13 protein-coding genes are annotated in these 16737 nt (G+C 63.2%); 8 read left to right on the top strand and 5 right to left on the bottom strand.

Going from position 1 to position 16737, the window contains the following annotated elements; all coding sequences use genetic code 11:
• Positions 1-20: 20 nt before the first annotated feature.
• Positions 21-395 (top strand): Rv2175c family DNA-binding protein, encoded by a 375-nt coding sequence (locus HMPREF1484_RS08740; RefSeq protein WP_232049701.1) that lies wholly within the window; start codon positions 21-23, stop codon positions 393-395.
• Positions 396-446: 51 nt separating this feature from the next.
• Here HMPREF1484_RS08740 and HMPREF1484_RS08735 read toward each other — a convergent pair whose 3' ends face one another.
• A complete protein-coding gene (locus tag HMPREF1484_RS08735; protein WP_016664679.1) occupies positions 447-1529 on the bottom strand; it encodes a polyprenyl synthetase family protein in 1083 nt (360 codons plus the stop codon).
• Positions 1530-1691: 162 nt separating this feature from the next.
• On the opposite strand from HMPREF1484_RS08735, the gene HMPREF1484_RS08730 reads away from it, so the two are divergent.
• From HMPREF1484_RS08730 to HMPREF1484_RS08720, 3 genes are all read left to right on the top strand, one after another.
• Entirely contained in the window at positions 1692-2924 is a 1233-nt protein-coding gene (locus HMPREF1484_RS08730) for a hypothetical protein (RefSeq protein ID WP_040386558.1), read from the top strand.
• Positions 2925-2990: 66 nt separating this feature from the next.
• Positions 2991-3488 carry a universal stress protein gene (locus HMPREF1484_RS08725; RefSeq protein ID WP_232049700.1) on the top strand — a complete coding sequence of 166 codons (498 nt, stop codon included), beginning with the start codon at positions 2991-2993 and terminating at the stop codon, positions 3486-3488.
• A gap of 127 nt (positions 3489-3615) precedes the next feature.
• The gene (locus tag HMPREF1484_RS08720; RefSeq protein WP_016664676.1) at positions 3616-5151 is read left to right on the top strand and encodes an RNA polymerase sigma factor; all 1536 of its coding nucleotides are present in this window, start codon (positions 3616-3618) and stop codon (positions 5149-5151) included.
• 90 nt (positions 5152-5241) lie between these two features.
• On the opposite strand, the gene HMPREF1484_RS08715 is transcribed toward HMPREF1484_RS08720, so the two are convergent.
• Entirely contained in the window at positions 5242-5442 is a 201-nt protein-coding gene (locus tag HMPREF1484_RS08715) for a hypothetical protein (protein ID WP_016664675.1), read from the bottom strand.
• 150 nt (positions 5443-5592) lie between these two features.
• Here HMPREF1484_RS08715 and HMPREF1484_RS08710 point away from each other — a divergent pair, with 150 nt between their 5' ends.
• Positions 5593-7710, top strand: a complete 2118-nt coding sequence (locus HMPREF1484_RS08710; protein WP_016664674.1) for a type IIA DNA topoisomerase subunit B — start codon at positions 5593-5595, stop codon at positions 7708-7710.
• 3 nt (positions 7711-7713) lie between these two features.
• On the opposite strand, the gene HMPREF1484_RS08705 is transcribed toward HMPREF1484_RS08710, so the two are convergent.
• The gene (locus HMPREF1484_RS08705; RefSeq protein ID WP_016664673.1) at positions 7714-8583 is read right to left on the bottom strand and encodes a D-hexose-6-phosphate mutarotase; all 870 of its coding nucleotides are present in this window, start codon (positions 8581-8583) and stop codon (positions 7714-7716) included.
• On the bottom strand, positions 8580-11042 hold the full coding sequence (locus HMPREF1484_RS08700) for a DNA topoisomerase (ATP-hydrolyzing) subunit A (RefSeq protein WP_040386989.1): 2463 nt from the start codon (positions 11040-11042) through the stop codon (positions 8580-8582). The genes HMPREF1484_RS08705 and HMPREF1484_RS08700 overlap by 4 nt, the downstream gene beginning before the upstream one ends.
• 62 nt (positions 11043-11104) lie before the next feature.
• On the opposite strand from HMPREF1484_RS08700, the gene HMPREF1484_RS08695 reads away from it, so the two are divergent.
• Genes HMPREF1484_RS08695 through HMPREF1484_RS08685 form a run of 3 tightly spaced genes read left to right on the top strand, consistent with a single transcriptional unit; the run spans position 11105 to position 15197 of the window.
• The gene (locus HMPREF1484_RS08695; RefSeq protein WP_051120660.1) at positions 11105-13552 is read left to right on the top strand and encodes a GNAT family N-acetyltransferase; all 2448 of its coding nucleotides are present in this window, start codon (positions 11105-11107) and stop codon (positions 13550-13552) included.
• Entirely contained in the window at positions 13549-14106 is a 558-nt protein-coding gene (locus HMPREF1484_RS08690; RefSeq protein WP_016664670.1) for a DUF5998 family protein, read from the top strand. The genes HMPREF1484_RS08695 and HMPREF1484_RS08690 overlap by 4 nt, the downstream gene beginning before the upstream one ends.
• Entirely contained in the window at positions 14103-15197 is a 1095-nt protein-coding gene (locus HMPREF1484_RS08685) for an alkaline phosphatase family protein (RefSeq protein WP_016664669.1), read from the top strand. Before HMPREF1484_RS08690 ends, HMPREF1484_RS08685 begins: the two co-directional genes overlap by 4 nt.
• A gap of 22 nt (positions 15198-15219) precedes the next feature.
• Here HMPREF1484_RS08685 and sepH read toward each other — a convergent pair whose 3' ends face one another.
• Positions 15220-16503: a septation protein SepH gene (sepH, locus tag HMPREF1484_RS08680; RefSeq protein ID WP_016664668.1), complete on the bottom strand. Its 1284-nt coding sequence runs from the start codon at positions 16501-16503 to the stop codon at positions 15220-15222.
• Positions 16504-16737 lie beyond the last annotated feature (234 nt).

The following is a 16737-nucleotide window of genomic DNA, read 5'->3' as shown; positions in this document are numbered from 1 at the left end:
CCCTGGAATATGCTGAAGACGTGAATATCTCAGCTGACGACATCGACCGGCTCGACTCTCTCGTAGAGGCGTGGCTTCCACTGCCCGACGTCGCGGAGATCCTCGGTATCTCGGTGACCAAGGTGCAGCGCTTGATTGAGGACTTCCACCTCGTCGAGGTGCGCCGCGGAACCCCTAAGGTCCGTTCTGTGCCCGCCGAATTCCTGCGTGACGGGGCGGTCCTTCCGCACCTGCGAGGCACGATCATGCTTCTCCACGACCAGCATTTTGCCGACCACGAGATCATCGAGTGGCTCTTTACCGACGATGCCTCTTTGCCCGGTCGACCTATCGACCATTTGCGAAGCGGGCAGCGTGGCGAGGTGCGCCGGCGCGCCCAGTCGCTCGGGTTTTAGCCGTATTTTTCGGGCACGGCCCGCGCGTCTTCACTCATGTGGGAAAGGGGCTCAGCGGTCCGTTCGGGCGAGTTTTCGCACGAGCAAGTCGAGGAGTTCGCACGATTCGCTCGAGGTGAGCGATGAGAGTTCGTTCGCGATAACTTCGCGCGCGTCGTCCTCGCGTTGACGAATGAGGTTCTCGACGCTCGCGCGCGCGCCCGTGGCCGTCATGATCTCGCGCACGCGTTCGATGCTCTCCGTATCTGCGTCAGAGTTTCCGACGGTTGCTGCGAGAACGCTGCGGTCGGTTTCGCCTGCGCGCTCCTGCGCGAGGGAGAGAAGCATCGTGCGCTTGCCTTCACGGATGTCTGAGCTTGTGGATTTCCCAAGGGTGGCCTCGTCCCCGAAGACTCCGTCGAGGTCGTCGCGGAGCTGGAAAGCTTCGCCAGCGGGAAGTGCGTAGGCGCCGAGGGATTCGAGGAGCGCGGGAGAAGCGTCGCAGCGGGTCGCGCCGATCATGAGAGGCCTGTGGACCGTGTAGGAGACGGTCTTCCAGCGCGTCACGAGGGAGGCGGAATCCGTTGCCGATTTCGTGGAGGTGATGGCGCCGGACTGGTTCAAGATGTCGAGGTACTGGCCGGCCATCACCTCTGCACACAGCGCCTGGAAATGAGCGCGGTCGTCGGCTCCGGCAAAAGCGTGAGAGGCAAGCTGATGGGCGAGCGCAAGGGCGAGATCGCCGAGGATGACCGCGGTCGCGATACCGAAATCCTCCGCGCTTCCCGCGAGGTTGCGTGCCTCGTGTGCGTGGGTGGCGGCGGCATGTATAGCGGGGCGTCCCCTGCGGGTCGGCGAGTGATCGAGAACATCGTCGTGGATGAGGGCCGCTGCTTGCACGAGTTCGACGGCCGCGCCGAGCGTCGCCACGTCATTCGCATCTGCGGTGCCGAGCGAAGGGTTGGCAGCACACGCGCCCGCGTGCACGAACATCGGTCGCAGGCACTTGCCTCCCTCAAGAAAACCCGTGAGGAGCGCGGCAAGATCTGCAGCTTCCGGCGCGATTGCCCCCAGGGCGTCGCCCTCGGTTTCGAGGAAGCGCGTGAGGGTTGTGGTGACGCTCTCGCGAACGTCGTCGAAAGGGGGGTGATGCACGCGGATCCTCCTCGGCTCGGTGTGGTGTGCTCTCGCCGTGCTGTTGTGAATTTCCATCGTGCCACAGAGCGACGAACTGCGGTTCGGGCCCCACAGACGCAGGCCTCCACAAGCGAGGATCTCAGGCGTGCACGCTCGGTCAACAGCGGTAACGCTTGAGGCATGACACATAAAACACAGCATTTTTCATGCGAGTCACAAGCGCTTGCTCCCACCGTTAATCTGCTTGATGCACGCGATGTTTTTGCGGCAGTCGCCATGCACTTTGACCGCCTTGATATCGATTCCTCACTCATCGTCTTTGGATGTGGTGCGAGTCCAAACGGCGAGGCGGGGGTCATGCTCAGCAGGATGCGCATTGACGAGGGCACAGAGCCCGAATGGGCAGCCTTTGAGGTGTCGCGGCTCGCACTCAACCTCCAGGCGCTCGGCGCAACGCACCTTGCCATCCTCGCTACGGGTTCGCCGGTTCCCGGCGAATGCAAAGAGTGCCCGGGGGAGAGGGCCGAATGCTTCGATAGAGATCGTCACGACACGCAGACCATCGATCTGCTCGTTGCGCTGTGCGACCTTGTCGCCGAGGCGTGCCTCATGCGCGGTCTCACTATCCCCTGTGCCTTACACGCCTATGAAGGGCCGTGGGCGCTCAGTACGACGGCAGATGGCGACTACTGGAAAGTCGCGCACCTTGGTCTGCTCGAAGAAAGTCAGTTCGCCGCGAGCGCGGTCGCAAGCGGCATTCCCTTTCGCGAAAAAGTCGAGAGGGAGGCGATGGACGATGCTTTCCTTGCCTCCGTTCGCTCGCTGTGCGAGAGCGACACCGAATTTCGCACCTTCACGTGCCTCGAGGGGCCGAGTCGTAGCGCGCTCGAGGAACTGAGTGCTCAGCACGCGCGTCAAGAACGAGAGGGCGGGCGCATCGGGGATGGTGACTCCAAGCGCCTTCAGGACGCCGTTCACGTGCTCGCATCGCTAGCGGCATTGGGGCCCGGGCGTGACCACATCATCGCGCACGTCGTGGAATCTGAACAGGACGCTTTTGCGAGCCCCTCGGTGGCCATCGCTTCAGTGTTCGAGGACCCAGAGTTTCTTCCGGGGCCGCATCTCATGCCCGGCGGCCAGGGCGATCGTGTGATCGAGGTGTTTAAGGGCCTGTGGCGAACGTCGAATGCGTGGGATTGTTCGCCTCGCTACCGCGAAGCTCTCGCTAATCTTGGGGCGATTGCCGCCTTCCTCCTGTGGTTCAGCGGGCGTATGGGGGAGGCCTTCCGCTTGGCGGATGACATCCTCGCAGCCGGAGACCACTGCGATATGGCTGAACTCGTTCTGGGTCTCGCGCATGCGGGAATATGCCCGCTTTGGCTTGAAAAAACGTATGCCTCTACTCATGGATAACTGTGGCCATAGCAAGAGTCCGAGACCGCGTGTACGTGTGACGAACCGGGCCGAAACTCAGTAGACTTGCTCCGCACGATTATTGAGCTTCCCCTGCGTGCTCACTACTCGAGCGCGCTGTTTCTAGAAAGGATCGCCATGGTTGTCGTCGCCGCCTATGCCCCGACGTCTCAGGGAGATGCCGCGCTCGAGGCTGCGATCCGCGACGTGGCCGTCACCGACCGCGAGCTCCTCGTGGCCTCGTTCCCGTACGCGGATCCTTTCGAAGGCGCCTGCTGCGCTAATGCCGAGGAGGTCCAGGAGGCTATCAACCGCGTGTCTGCACACATGAGCCACGACGAGCGGGCCTACCTCGAAACTCTCAAAGTGCGCGTGCGTGAGGCGGGAGCTGAAAGCAGCAGAGACATCGGTGATTTTCTTCTGCGGGTTGCGCGCGAGGAGAACGCGAGCGTCATCGTGATCGGCCTTCGGCACAGCGCCCCCGTAGGCAGACTCATGCTCGGTCAAACCGTGAAACGGCTCCTACTCGAGGCGCCGTGCCCCGTTCTCGTGACAAAAGACTAGGTGCGCCTGGAATAGATCCGGATATCGGGCCGTTATAATTGTACGGTTCGTGCGCGATTCGCCCGCCGCCACACGGTGCGAGAGCTGAGCCCGCACACCACCCTCGGATCCCAACTGAAGGAAGCCTGTGTCGACGAGCACGTCTAAGAAAGAAGAAGTCACGAAGAACATCGAGGCCCTCACGTCGGCTCTCGATGGAGCGACTTCGGTGAGCTACGAGGCCCTCAAGGCCTCCGCCAAGTCCCTCGGTATCTCCCCGTACAAGGTTGCATCGCTCTCCAACAAGCTCGAGGAGGCCGGGATCGAGATCCTCGATCGCCCGAGCGACTCTCGCAAGAAGAAGGCAGCCTCGAAGAGCACTGGCGCGAGTAAGGGCGATGCCGCTGATTCCGCCGAGGCCTCGAAGAGCGCCCCGAAGAGTGGCAAGAAAGCTGCGTCGAAAAAGGACACCTCGAAGAAGACTGCCTCGAGTGCGCAGAGCGAGCCCGAAGCGGAGACGGTTGAGCAAGACGCTCCTCGTGAAAAAGACGGCTCCGAAGAAACAGAATCGAAGGCCTCACGCAAGAGGGCTGCCAAGCGCACGTCGGCGAAGAAGGCCGGCAAACGCGGCACCAAGAAAGAAGATTCCGCTGCGGAAGGCTCCAGCGGCGCAGACGACACTGACTCCGCCGACGACGACGATCCGAGCAAGGGCTTCGCGCTCACGAACGACGATGATGATTCGCCGGCTCAGCAGGTTGTGACCGCTGGCGCCACTGCCGACCCTGTGAAGGACTACCTCAAGCAAATCGGCAAGGTCGCGCTGCTCAATGCCGTCCAGGAGGTTGAGCTCGCCGAACGCATCGAGGCCGGGCTCTATGCCGAACACAAGCTTAAGCAAGATCCATCGCTCAAGAAGAGTATGGAGGGCCGCGACCTCGAACTTATCGTTGCTGACGGCAAGGCAGCTAAGGACCACCTGCTCGAGGCAAACCTCCGACTCGTCGTGTCGCTGGCAAAGCGGTATACGGGCCGCGGCATGCTCTTCCTTGACCTCATTCAGGAAGGCAACCTCGGTCTCATTCGCGCCGTAGAGAAGTTCGACTACGCGAAGGGCTACAAGTTCTCGACCTACGCGACCTGGTGGATTCGTCAGGCGATCACACGTGCGATGGCAGACCAGGCCCGCACGATCCGCATCCCGGTTCACATGGTCGAGGTCATCAATAAACTCGCACGCGTTCAGCGCCAGATGCTCCAGGATCTCGGCCGCGAGCCGCTTCCAGAAGAACTCGCGAAGGAACTCGATATGACCCCCGAAAAGGTCGTCGAGGTCCAGAAATACGGCCGCGAGCCCATCTCGCTGCACACCCCGCTTGGCGAGGATGGCGACAGCGAGTTCGGTGACCTCATCGAAGACTCCGAAGCCGTTGTGCCCGCAGATGCCGTGAGCTTCACGCTTTTGCAGGAACAGCTTCACTCCGTACTTGATACGCTCAGCGAGCGCGAATCCGGTGTGGTCGCGATGCGTTTCGGCCTCGAGGACGGCCAGCCCAAGACCCTCGATGAAATCGGCAAGGTCTACGGAGTGACGCGCGAGCGTATCCGCCAGATCGAGTCGAAGACCATGAGCAAGCTCCGGCACCCGTCGCGCTCGCAGGTCCTTCGCGACTACCTCGATTAAGTCGAGTCAAGAGAAGAACAGTGGCCGCACCACACGGTGCGGCCACTGTTCTTCTCTAAGGGCTTTTGGATTTCCCGCAGTAACTGCGCCCTATTCGGCGCTCAAGCGCTCGGTTTCGTCGACAACGCGAGTGGCGATTCCCTCGAGCGCCTCGGCGTTCGCGCGCGCGTGGTGGGCGCAAAACAGAAGCTCGCCGCCCACCTCAAGTTCGAACTTCACGTAAGCCTGCGCGCCGCAGCGATCGCAGCGATCGTGCGCGGTCAAAGTGCGTTCTTCAAGCATCGTTTCCATGCCCCCATTCTCGCCTTGACGCGCCCCCGAAGCGAGCAGTAACGATCCCGGTTCGCTCGCAGCGCAATCGCCTGTGGTACGCCTAACGCGGGGCAACCGTCGGACCCAAAAATCCACCGAAACAGGCGCGTTCCCGCCTAAGATCGGGGCGTGGCACAAAAGACAAACTCCCAGACGGCAGCCTACGATGCAGCGAACCTTCAGGTCCTCGAAGGCCTCGAAGCCGTACGTAAACGCCCAGGTATGTACATCGGCTCGACGGATTCGCGCGGCCTCATGCACTGCCTGTGGGAGATTCTTGATAACGCGGTTGACGAAGCCCTCGGCGGTTTTGGGGACGAGATCACGATCATCCTCCACCCCGACGGCTCGATCGAAGTGCAGGACAAAGCGCGAGGCGTCCCGATCGACAAGGAGCCGCGCACGGGGCTCACGGGCGTCGAAGTCGTCTACACCAAGCTGCACGCGGGTGGGAAGTTCGGCGGCGGTTCATACTCGAATTCGGGCGGCCTCCACGGCGTCGGCGCATCGGTCGTCAACGCGCTGAGTTCTCGCATGGACGTCGAGGTTGACCGAGGCGGCAAAACGTACGCCATGAGTTTCCAGCGAGGCATCGCGGGCACTTTTGACGATCAGAGTGCGCCTGATCCTGCCTCGCCGTTTACGAAGTTCGCAGGCGCAGGTGAATTGCGCGAAATCGGCAAGGTCAAGCGAGGCGTCACTGGCACGCGCGTGCGCTACTGGGTCGATTCGCAGATCTTTATTAAAGGAGCTCACGTCGTCCTCGACGAGATTCAGCGCCGCGCCCGCCAAACGGCGTTCCTCGTCCCAGGGCTCACAATCGTTCTTCTCGATAGGCGCGAAGAGCGCACCCCCGAACAGAGCGAGCGCACCGTCTTCCACTACGCGGGCGGTATCTCCGAATTCGTCGACTATCTCGCGAAGGACCAGAAGATTACCGACGTCATTCGGCTGACGGGATCGGGCGACTACACGGAAACCGTGCCGGTTCTCGATAAAAGCGGTCACATGGTCTCCAAGGACGTGAGCCGTACGTGCGAAGTCGATATCGCTTTGCGGTGGGGTGCGGATTACGACACGACCGTTCGGAGTTTCGTCAACATTGTCGCCACGCCCAAGGGCGGAACTCACGTCACAGGCTTTGAGCAGGCGCTCGTCAAGGTCGTCCGTAAGGCCGTCGATGCGCAATCGCGCCGCGTGAAATTCAACGCGAAGAAAGAAAAGATCGAAAAGGACGACACCCTCGCGGGCCTCACCGCGGTGGTCACCGTCCGTATCGATGAACCACAGTTCGAGGGCCAAACGAAAGAAGTCCTCGGAACCCCCGCCGCGCGTCAGATCGTCGCGAAAGTCGTCGAGCGTGAACTCGGCGCATTCCTCGCATCGACCAAGAAGGGCGAAAAAGAGCAGGCGGCGCTCGTTGTGGACAAGGTCGTGAGCGAGATGCGGGCACGCGTGGCCGCACGCATGCACAAGGAAGTTTCGCGCCGCAAGAACGCGCTCGAATCCTCGACCATGCCCACGAAGCTCGCCGACTGCCGCCACACCGGGATCGACCGCTCCGAGCTCTTTATCGTCGAGGGTGACTCGGCACTCGGCACCGCGAAAAGCGCACGCGACTCGGAATTTCAGGCGCTCCTGCCGATCCGCGGCAAGATCCTCAACGTGCAAAAAGCCTCGATTACGGACATGCTCAAAAACGCCGAATGCGCCAATATCATCCAGGTGATTGGGGCCGGTTCCGGTCGCACGTTCGATATTGAGCAGGCGCGCTACGGCAAAATCGTCATGATGACCGATGCTGACGTCGACGGCGCCCATATTCGCACCCTCCTGCTCACGCTTTTCCACCGCTACATGCGCCCGCTCATCGAGCAAGGCCGCATCTACGCGGCAGTGCCCCCTCTGCACCGCGTCGAGATCATTCACGGCGGTTCGAAAAAGAACGAATACGTGTACACGTACTCCGAGAAGGAACTGCAACAGCTTCTCAAGAAGCTCGAGCGTTCGAAGAAGCGGTACAAGGAGCCTATTCAGCGCTACAAGGGCCTTGGTGAAATGGACGCCGATCAGCTCGCGGACACGACCATGGACCCGTCGCAGCGCCTGCTTCGTCGCGTGACGATTCAGGATGCCGAATCGGCCGATCGCGTGTTCGAGCTCCTCATGGGCTCCGAGGTCGCCCCTCGCAAGCAGTTCATCGTCGAAGGCGCGGAAGAACTCGACGTCGAGAGGATCGACGCCTAGAGCTCAGCTGTGCTCGAGGGTATAGCGCGCCGTGAGAGTGTGCGTCGCTCCTGGGGCGAGATGCACAGTTCCGCCTTCGCTCACCGCAGTTTCGACGCACACGAATCGCGTCCATTCGCTGTCGGGAATGTCGGCGGTGGCGGCGACGTCCGCCTGCCAAGGCGTCCACACGACCGTGCGGCTTGCGCCGTGCTGGTCGATGACGATCCGCCGCGCGGCGCCCGGGTCGGTCAACACGAGCGGCGGTGCTGCTTCGAAGACCAGGTCGGTGGGAGCGCAAAAGCGGAGGACGGAGGGACCCAGGCCCGCGGTTCGAGAGCGGGCAGCATCGGTGTAGGGAACGTTCTCGAGGCCTCCGACGGTTGTCTCGCGCACGTCGCTCACGAGGAAATACGTGTGGAACGCCGCCTCAAGGTCGAGGGGTTTGCCGCCTGCGGTGACGTCCAGGCTGAGCTCGAGTGTCGCGCCCGCACGGACGTGCAGCCTGGCCGCTTTTACTTCGACCCCGGGATAGTTGCGGATCTCAGCGAGGTCGAGGGAGACGTCGATGGTGCCGTCGGGGGTGACCTCAACGCTTGCAAGCTTCCACTGGACACGCCGGAACCATCCGTGTTGTGGCTCTTCGGTGCCCGAGTTTCCGCGGCCAAACCACGGGCCTATGAGCGGGACTCCACCGCGGATGTGGTGCCCGGGGGTGAACGTCGCAAGGGGCGAGAGCCACAGGGTCTCGTCATGACCGTTCGGGATCCAGCTCGTCACGTGGCCGCCGGACAGCGAGAGATCGAGGGCGCATGCGTGAGTGCGAGCGCTCAGTACGGTGGCGCCCTCGCGCTCGCCGAGCGTCACGCCGTCGGGAAGGGGTCGTGAAGTCATGACAGGGAGCCAACCGAGGCGATCGGGAGCGTGAGGGGTGAGCCGGATCCGTCTCGCCTGGCGATCGGCGAAGGAAGGTCGATGGGCGCGCCGGCATCCGAGCACGCGAGTGCGGGCGAATTAACGATCCACGCGGAGATCAGCACGTCCTCGCCGCGCAGGAAGCGATGACAGCGAACGCCACCCGTCGCGCGCCCCTTCGCCGGGTATTCCGAGGCGGCGGAAACCTTGAGTGAGCCTGATTGGACTCCGTCGAGTGCGCTCGAGGAGCCCGCGACGGTCACGACTTCGCCGGGTTTAGTGACGTCGAAGGCGCCGAATCCGATGACCGCGTCGCCCTCGCCGAGCTTGATGCCGGCGACGCCCGAGCCGCTGCGTCCCTGGGGACGCACGCCCGAGGCGGGGAAGTGGAGGAGGTGGGCGTGAGCGGTAATAAAGGCCAGATCCATGTCGGCATCGTCGCGCATGTCGACGACGCCCACGACACGGTCGTCGCCCTTGAGCGTCACGATGTCGAAACCGTCCGACTTCGGGAAGTCTCTGTTGACGCGCTTGACGACGCCGTTCGCGGTACCGAGCGCGATGCCGCCTTTGTCGGTTTCACCCTCGGGAAGGTCGAGCCGCACGAGGCCCACGACCGTTTCATCTTTCTCGAGCGAGAGGAGGTCGGTCAAGCGTGTTCCGCCCGCGATCGACGAGGAGCCGGCCGAAGGTGCGAGCGCGGGAAGGTCGACGACATCGACGTGGAGGAGACGACCGAGGTCGGTGACGGCGCCAATTACGGAGCGTGTTGTTGTGCTCACGCGTGCACGGATGACATCGTGTTGCGAGCGCGTGTGCGCATCGGCGTTCACGGCGTCGATGCGCGGGACCCTGGCAATGAGGCCGGTTCCAGACAGGAGGACATCGCACGGCGCGTCTTCGATCTCGAGGCTCGCGGGCGTCGCTTTGGCCTTCGCGGCATCGGCCTCGAGGAGGATCGTTCGGCGCGGCGTTCCATGTTCTTCGGCGACGGCCTGAAGCTCTGCGCTCACGACGCGGTGGAGCGCAGCCTCCTCGGAGAGAATTTCGAGCAGCTCTGCGATCTCGCGTTCGAGTTCGTCGCGTTCTGACTCGAGCTCGAGCCGCGAGAACTTTGTGAGTCGGCGAAGACGCAGTTCGAGAATGTATTCGGCCTGTGCGCTCGAAAGGTCGAAGACGGCCATGAGGCGCTCGCGCGCACTCTCAACCGTGTCCGAGGAGCGAATGATCTGAATGACCTCGTCGATGTCGACGATCGCGATGAGGAGGCCCTCAACGAGGTGGAGACGATCGCGCCGCTTGCCGAGACGGAACTCAGTGCGGCGACGCACGACGTCGATGCGGTGATCGAGGAAGACGCGCAAGAGCGGTTTGAGGCCGAGCGTGCGGGGCTGCCCGTTCACGAGCGCGACATTGTTAATGCCAAAGGAATCCTCCATGGGGGTGTGCTTGTACAGCTGCTGGAGGACTGCCTCGGGATTGAAGCCGCTCTTGAGGGTGAGCACGAGCCGCATTCCGTTCTTGCGGTCGGAGAGGTCCTGGTAGTCGCTAATGCCCTGGACCTTCTTGGCCTGCACTGCATCGCGGAGCTTTTCGGCGATTTTCTCCGGGCCGATCTGGTAGGGCAGTTCGGTCACGACGATCGCCTTCTTGCGGCTCGTGACATTCTCGACTTTGGTGGTCGCGCGCATCTTGAAAGTTCCGCGGCCGGTCTCGTAGGCGTCACGGATACCGTCGAGCCCTACGATGCGGCCACCGCTTGGAAGATCGGGGCCGGGAACGAAGCGCATAAGATCCTCGAGCGAGGCCTCTGGATTGTCGAGGAGGTGACGCGCAGCCGCGATGACCTCGACGAGGTTGTGGGGCGCCATGTTGGTGGCCATGCCCACCGCGATGCCCGCGGCGCCGTTGACGAGGAGGTTCGGGTATTGGGCGGGCAGGACTTCCGGCTGGAGAAGCTGGTTGTCGTAGTTCGGCACCATGGTGACGACGTCCTCGTCGAGCGAGGCCGTCATCAGGAGCGCGGCTTTAGCCATGCGCGCTTCGGTGTAGCGGGCGGCCGCGGGGCCGTTGTCGAGCGAGCCAAAGTTGCCGTGGCCATCCACGAGGGGCAGGCGCATGTTGAAGTCTTGCGCGAGCCTCACGAGTGCGTCGTAGATCGCGGAGTCACCGTGCGGGTGGAGCTTACCCATCACATCGCCGACCACACGCTGGCTCTTCACGTGCCCCTTATCGGGGCGAAGGCCCATGTTGTCCATCGTGTAGAGAATCCTGCGCTGAACAGGCTTGAGGCCGTCGCGGGCGTCGGGGAGCGCGCGGGAGTAGATCACCGAATACGCGTACTCAAGGAAAGACGTCTCCATCTCGCTCGTGACGTCGATGTCGACGATGTTTTCCTTGATCGGCTCCGGGGCGGGCGTGGATGTACGTGAGGCCATGCAAACCATTGTGCCAGCGTCAATCCCACATACGGCGCAGGCGGCGAACGTAGAATTGTCACATGGCACGAGGAAGGCGAAGCGCGAAAGGGCGCGCACACGGTGGGCTCTACCCCGAGTGGTGGTCCTCCTACGAATGCGCGGCAAACGGCATGGGCATCCTCGTTCGGCCTCTCACGCCCGCGGATGCCCGTGCACTCGAGGCCTTTTACGGCGTTTTATCTCAGCGAACGCGGTATCAGCGGTTTTTCACGTCGAAGCAGTCGCTTAGCCGCGATGAGCTCAAGCGGCTCACGCGCGTCGATGGACGCGATCGCATCGCCCTCGGTGCGTTCAGGGGGGAACAGATCGTCGGCGTCGCGCGTTTCACCCGGACCGCTCCCACGGTTGCGGACCTCGCGTGCGTCGTGGCCGACCACCTCCAGGGGCAGGGAATTGGCACAGTACTTCTCGAGCGCATCACCGAACTCGCACGTTCGGTTGGGATCGAGACCTTCACCGCAGATGTCCTCGCTGACAACGACGCGATGTTCCGCGTCCTCGAGCGTTTGGGTTTCGCTCTCGAGCGTGGCGAGGCGGAAGAAGGGGCCGTGGCCCTTTCATGGAGCGCGGTTCCGACGGCTGCCACCCGTGAGGCGCGCCGCGATCGCATACGTCGAGCCGAGGCCGCATCCATGTCGCTGTTGTTTGACGTGACGTCGATCATGGTCGTTGGGGCGAGTCGACGGCGCGATCAAGTAGGGGCGCAGATCATTCGCGGGCTTATCGCAAGCGGTTTCAACGGCACTATTTTCCCCGTGAATCCCGAGGCTTACGAGATCAACGGGTTGAAGAGTTTTGGAAGCATCGCCGATGTGCCAGGCCCCGTCGACCTCGCTGTCCTCGCCCTCCGGCCCGACCGTTGCATCTCGGCCATAGATGATCTCGCGGAGCGCGGCGTGAAAGCAGCAGTCGTGGTGAGCGCGGGTTTTGCCGACGCGGGCGATGAAGGCTATGCCGCGCAAGAAGCGCTCGTGCACGCTGCTCGAAAGCACGGAATCCGCGTTCTGGGCCCCTCGTCCCTCGGCTTCTTTAGAACGGGGGAGAACCCCCTCAACGTATCTTTGTCTCCACGAACCTCGGAACGTGGAACGATCGCGATGGCGGGGCAGTCAACGGCGCTCAGCGCGATGATCCTCGCGGGGGCCGATTCACGTGGCTTGCGGGTGAAGGAATTTCTTTCCGCGGGAAATCGCGCAGACCTATCCCTGACGGACGCTCTTGAACGCTGGCGCGAGGATGAGGACATCGAGCTCGTCGCACTCTCGCTCGAGTCCCTCGGCGACCCAGCGCGCCTCATCTCCCACATAGAGGCCCTTTCGGCGCGCGTGCCCGTGCTCATCGTGCGCCCGCCGAACGAACCTGAGCGAGGGCCCGCCGACACCGCGCGTCAGTTCTCGACGCTTCCCGATGACGCGATTAATCAGATCCTCGACCGTGCCGGAGCCTTGCGCACCCAGAGTGTCGACCACCTCCTCGATACCCTTGCTCTGCTATCCCGCGAGGGGCGCGCGCACGGCACTCGCGTGGGCCTTCTCTCGAATTCGAGTGCGCTTGGTGCGACCTTGCGCGCCGCCGCGCACGAGGCTGGACTCGACGTGCGAAGTGAGAACTTCCGCGTGCCGATCGTCGGCGACGACCGGTTCGTTTCGCGCGCCTTCACGGCGATGGCCGCGCCCGGGGGAGTGGACTGCGTTATCGCCGCGATTCTGGACACTCAGCGCGTGGATCTCATCCATCTCGCCGAGGCTCTCGCGACCCTCGCCTCCGGCTCCGCCGTCCAGGTGCTCATGGTCGTCGTGAGCGATGAGCCCCGCGTTCGCGTGCTCAGGTCCGCGCTTCGCGAAAACCCGAACCTGCCGCCGGTATTCGCCACTGCATCCCGTGCAAGCGAGGCTCTGGCCACGTCGCTGCGGGCTGCGCACACGCGTGCACACAGGCGCCCCTCTGCGCACGCTCCTCGAACCCTGACCGCCGCTCAGCTCGATGACGCGCGCACGGCCCTTGCGTCATCCCAATTTCCACGAGCCCTCCTCAGCGCTCTCAACCTCCCGTATAACGATGTGCGCAGGGCTCGCGAGCACGAGTGCGAGCTTCGTATTCGGCTCGACCGGGATGAAGCCCTCGGACCGATCCTCTCTCTCGCACTCACCGGAATCGCCTACGAGGTCTTTGGCGATGCGTCCTATGCGCGCTTACCGCTTCACGGCGGCACAGCGGAGGCCATGCTCGAGGAACTTGTCGCGGTGAGCGTGCTTGATGCCGCCGCTCCACGTGGTTCGCATGGCCGCGCGCTTCTCACGAGCGCCATCGATACTCTCGCTTCTGCATTCCTCGAGCTTGAAGACCTCACGTCGCTCACTCTGAGCCCAGTGCGAGTGAATGCCCGTGGGATAGAGATCAGCGGATGCGAGGCAACCGTCGGACCACGCCACCTGAGCACGCCTGACCTCACTACACTGGAACCATGAGCCTTCCACCGACACTTCTCACGGAACTTGAGCTTGCCGGATATTTTCCCGACACGGCCCGCGCCGCTCTTGAGCGTGCGGTGCGCGATGCCCGAATCCGCAGCTATCTCGTGAGGCCCGAGACCACATTCGACGGGCCGGAAGTGCGACGTCACCTCACGATCCTCGCGCTCACGGACGACCATTTGCTCATCGTGCATCTCGACGATGAGAGCGCGGATGCACTCAATCCCACCCAGGTCATTGTGTCGACCGAACGCGTGAAACTTGCTCGCGTGGGCAATCTCGCGCTTGCCCAGGCGTACGACACTGACGGAACCGCGATCGCACCGCGCGAAGCAGAGGTGACGCTCGGCCTCAGTTGGGGCGCGAACCGCAGGCTCGATGTGCAGCCCGCATGGTGCGATGACCCCCAATGCAGCGCCGACCACGGCTACACGGGTGAGAGTCGCGAGGCCGACCTCGTGCTGAGGGTGAGCGCACTCGCCGACGGCGAGCAGGCCATCGCCGACGCACTCGCGTTTTTCGATTCTCTCTACGACGCTACGCAATGACCGCCCTCGTCGATTGGCGCGAGGGCACGCCCCGCCTCGTGCGAAAGTGGCGTGACGCGCTCGAGGACGGTTCAGGGCGCGATCTTTTGATCCTCGTCGACGGCCTAGGCTTTGACGCACTCGAGCGTGCGAGGGCACACGCTCGGTTTTTCCGTGCCCACGCGAGGGAGATCGAACGAGAGATGACCATCGCGCCCGCGACCACGACGAGCGTGCTCGCCTCACTCTTCACGGGGCTCGCGCCGCTCAGCCACGGCATCCTCGGCTATGAAGGACTTACGGCGAGTGGCTCCCGAGTCAACAATCTTACGGGTGCTAAGGACCTTGGGCCGCGCGAGTGGATTCGCGTGGATATTTCCGAGCAGCGCCAGCAGCGGCGGGTCGCGCACGTGGGGCCCGCACGCTACCGCACGAGTTTCCTCACGGGAATGCTCCAGCCCGCCGAACGCTGGGATTTCTTCGGCTACTCCTCACCTGGAGGCCGGATCGGTGCCCTGCGAAAGGCGCTCGCCCACGTGGGCGATAACGGTGCGTGTTATCTTCACGTTCCTGAGATCGACAAGGCTGGGCATCGCTATGGGCCAGGCTCAACCGCGTGGCTCGACGCTCTCGAGGATACGGATAGGTTCCTCAGCACGGTCATGCGCGCGCTTCCTCCACGGACCCGCGTGAGTATCACCGCTGATCACGGCATGATCCCCGCCAAGTCTGACCACATTGCCGATCTCGCCCAGGCGCCCGCTCCGCTTTCGCGGTGTACGGGCGTCGCGGGGGAGGGGCGCGCACTCATGGTTCGGTTCAATAGTTCCGACGGGTGCCTACCCCTCGCCGATCTTCGCGACTGGGTAGGGGAGCGGGGCCTCGTTCTCGACTCCGAACAGATGCTTTCGAGCGGTCTGCTCGGCGACCCGGGTTTCGCCGATTCGCGGGTGGTGCACGAACGCCTCGGAGATGCCCTCATCTTTGCGCGGGGACACCACCAATTCACTCACACCGGCTTCGTGTCAGCGGCCTCTCTCGAGCAGCGCGGCGTGCACGGCTCGCTGAGCGAGGCCGAACTTTTCGTGCCGTTCCTTCAAATCGAGGTGTGAGTGGCGTCTTGAGGTGGAGGTGTCAGTCCCTGTGCCCGAAGACGATGTCATCCCATGACGGAATCGAAGCGCGCTGGCGCTTGGGCTTCTTCGCTGGCTTCTTTGGCTCATCGTCAAAGCCCGGAAGTGGTGTGAGCTGAGAGTCCTCGTCTCCGCCTTCTTCGGCTGACTCTTCGGTGCCATCGGCGGCCGGTGCGGTTTCTGCGGCGTCCTCGGCCGGCTCTTCGCCCTCGGGAGTCTCGTCTTCGCGAGGGTCCTCTTCGGAGGCCGAGGGGTCGTGCGCGGGGTCAGGAGCTTCGCTCAGATCCTCGGGAGCCTCGACATAGGAGACTTCCTCGGTGTCGAAAGAATCAGCGTGAACCTTGCGGTCATGGTGCCGCGCGGTAATCGGCACGATACGCACGGGGGCGGGGCGTTCCTCGCTCACAGGTTCGGGTTCCTCGCTGGCCGAAGGAGCCGGATCGGATGGTTCTTCTGGCGTGTATTCCTCGAGGCTCTGCCACGGCGAGGTTTCTTCGGCGTCGGTCGAGTGCTCGAGCTGCGGCTCGGGCTGTGACACGGGTGCCTGCTGGCCGTGGTCGACAGACGGCGTGCCGCGGCGCGCATTGAGCTCATCGAGCTCACGCTCTGAAATGGGAGTGGTCGTCGCAGGAGACTGCGCCGAACGAGGTGATTCGCCCTCTTCGACGTTGAACACGTGTGCGCGCTGCGCCTTAAAGCGGGGGCGCGCGGAGGGAGCCTCGGGTGCCACTTCAGAATCCGAAAGCCAGCGGGCCTCGTTGTCCTCGGCTGTCACGACGCGGTTCGGAAGATCGGCCTGCCACGTTGCGATGCGCGAGCGACCACCCGCGACGAAGGTGAGCTGGAGAGTCCAGGTACCGTCGCTTCGGCGCCACGCGTCCCAGTCGATGTCGTCTTCAACCCCTCGCGCACGGAGGCGAGGCTCAACAACATCGATGAGTTTTTCTGTTCCGCCTTTGGACGTGCGGAATTCTTGAGCACGACGGGCCGTGTGATCGCGTTCTGCTCGCACGGGCCCCTCGTAGCGCTTCACATGCTCAACATCCATGTCCGCAAGCTCGGCGATCGACTCGACTGTCGAGCCACCCCTGAGCATGGCTTGGATGTCTTTCGGTCGCAGCGCGGACGAATGGGACTGCTGAATGAGGCCAACGGACGAGGCATCGCGGCGCACCGCCGCGCGCAAAGCCTCATCAATGCGCACCGTGTACCGCTCGCCCTCAGCATCGAGCAGAATGAGGTGATCGGAGTTCTCGTGCAATCCGCCGAGTGTGAGCTCGCGCATTAAACGGCCTTCTTTCTCTGTCGAGGTCTCGCGTGCTGCCAATACTAAAGGGCCGGCCTCGAAAAATACTGCTGACACGTCGAGGTCAGAGCGATCGCGGCCATAGAGGCGCGAGGAGCGGAACTCTGGTATCTTCTTCGGACAGCTTGAAAAGTGAGAGCCAACCTGGGAGAATTCCCGCCGTTGCTCAACTCCGCATTTGGCGCCAAACCCCCAGCGCCCCAGACCCCCGTG

This window comes from Dermabacter sp. HFH0086, from assembly GCF_000413375.1.
GTDB classification, from domain to species: domain Bacteria; phylum Actinomycetota; class Actinomycetes; order Actinomycetales; family Dermabacteraceae; genus Dermabacter; species Dermabacter hominis.
Note: the sequence above shows the minus strand (reverse complement) of the source record. Positions and strands in the feature narration are given on the sequence as shown.

Excerpts from the sequence above, each read along its gene's own strand:
- HMPREF1484_RS08730 (WP_040386558.1), top strand. The coding sequence starts at position 1,692 with ATGACACATAAAACACAGCATTTTTCATGCGAGTCACAAGCGCTTGCT.
- HMPREF1484_RS08715 (WP_016664675.1), bottom strand. The coding sequence starts at position 5,442 with ATGGAAACGATGCTTGAAGAACGCACTTTGACCGCGCACGATCGCTGC.
- HMPREF1484_RS08705 (WP_016664673.1), bottom strand. The coding sequence starts at position 8,583 with ATGACTTCACGACCCCTTCCCGACGGCGTGACGCTCGGCGAGCGCGAG.
- HMPREF1484_RS08700 (WP_040386989.1), bottom strand. The coding sequence starts at position 11,042 with ATGGCCTCACGTACATCCACGCCCGCCCCGGAGCCGATCAAGGAAAAC.
- HMPREF1484_RS08695 (WP_051120660.1), top strand. The coding sequence starts at position 11,105 with ATGGCACGAGGAAGGCGAAGCGCGAAAGGGCGCGCACACGGTGGGCTC.
- HMPREF1484_RS08690 (WP_016664670.1), top strand. The coding sequence starts at position 13,549 with ATGAGCCTTCCACCGACACTTCTCACGGAACTTGAGCTTGCCGGATAT.
- HMPREF1484_RS08685 (WP_016664669.1), top strand. The coding sequence starts at position 14,103 with ATGACCGCCCTCGTCGATTGGCGCGAGGGCACGCCCCGCCTCGTGCGA.
- sepH (WP_016664668.1), bottom strand. The coding sequence starts at position 16,503 with ATGCGCGAGCTCACACTCGGCGGATTGCACGAGAACTCCGATCACCTC.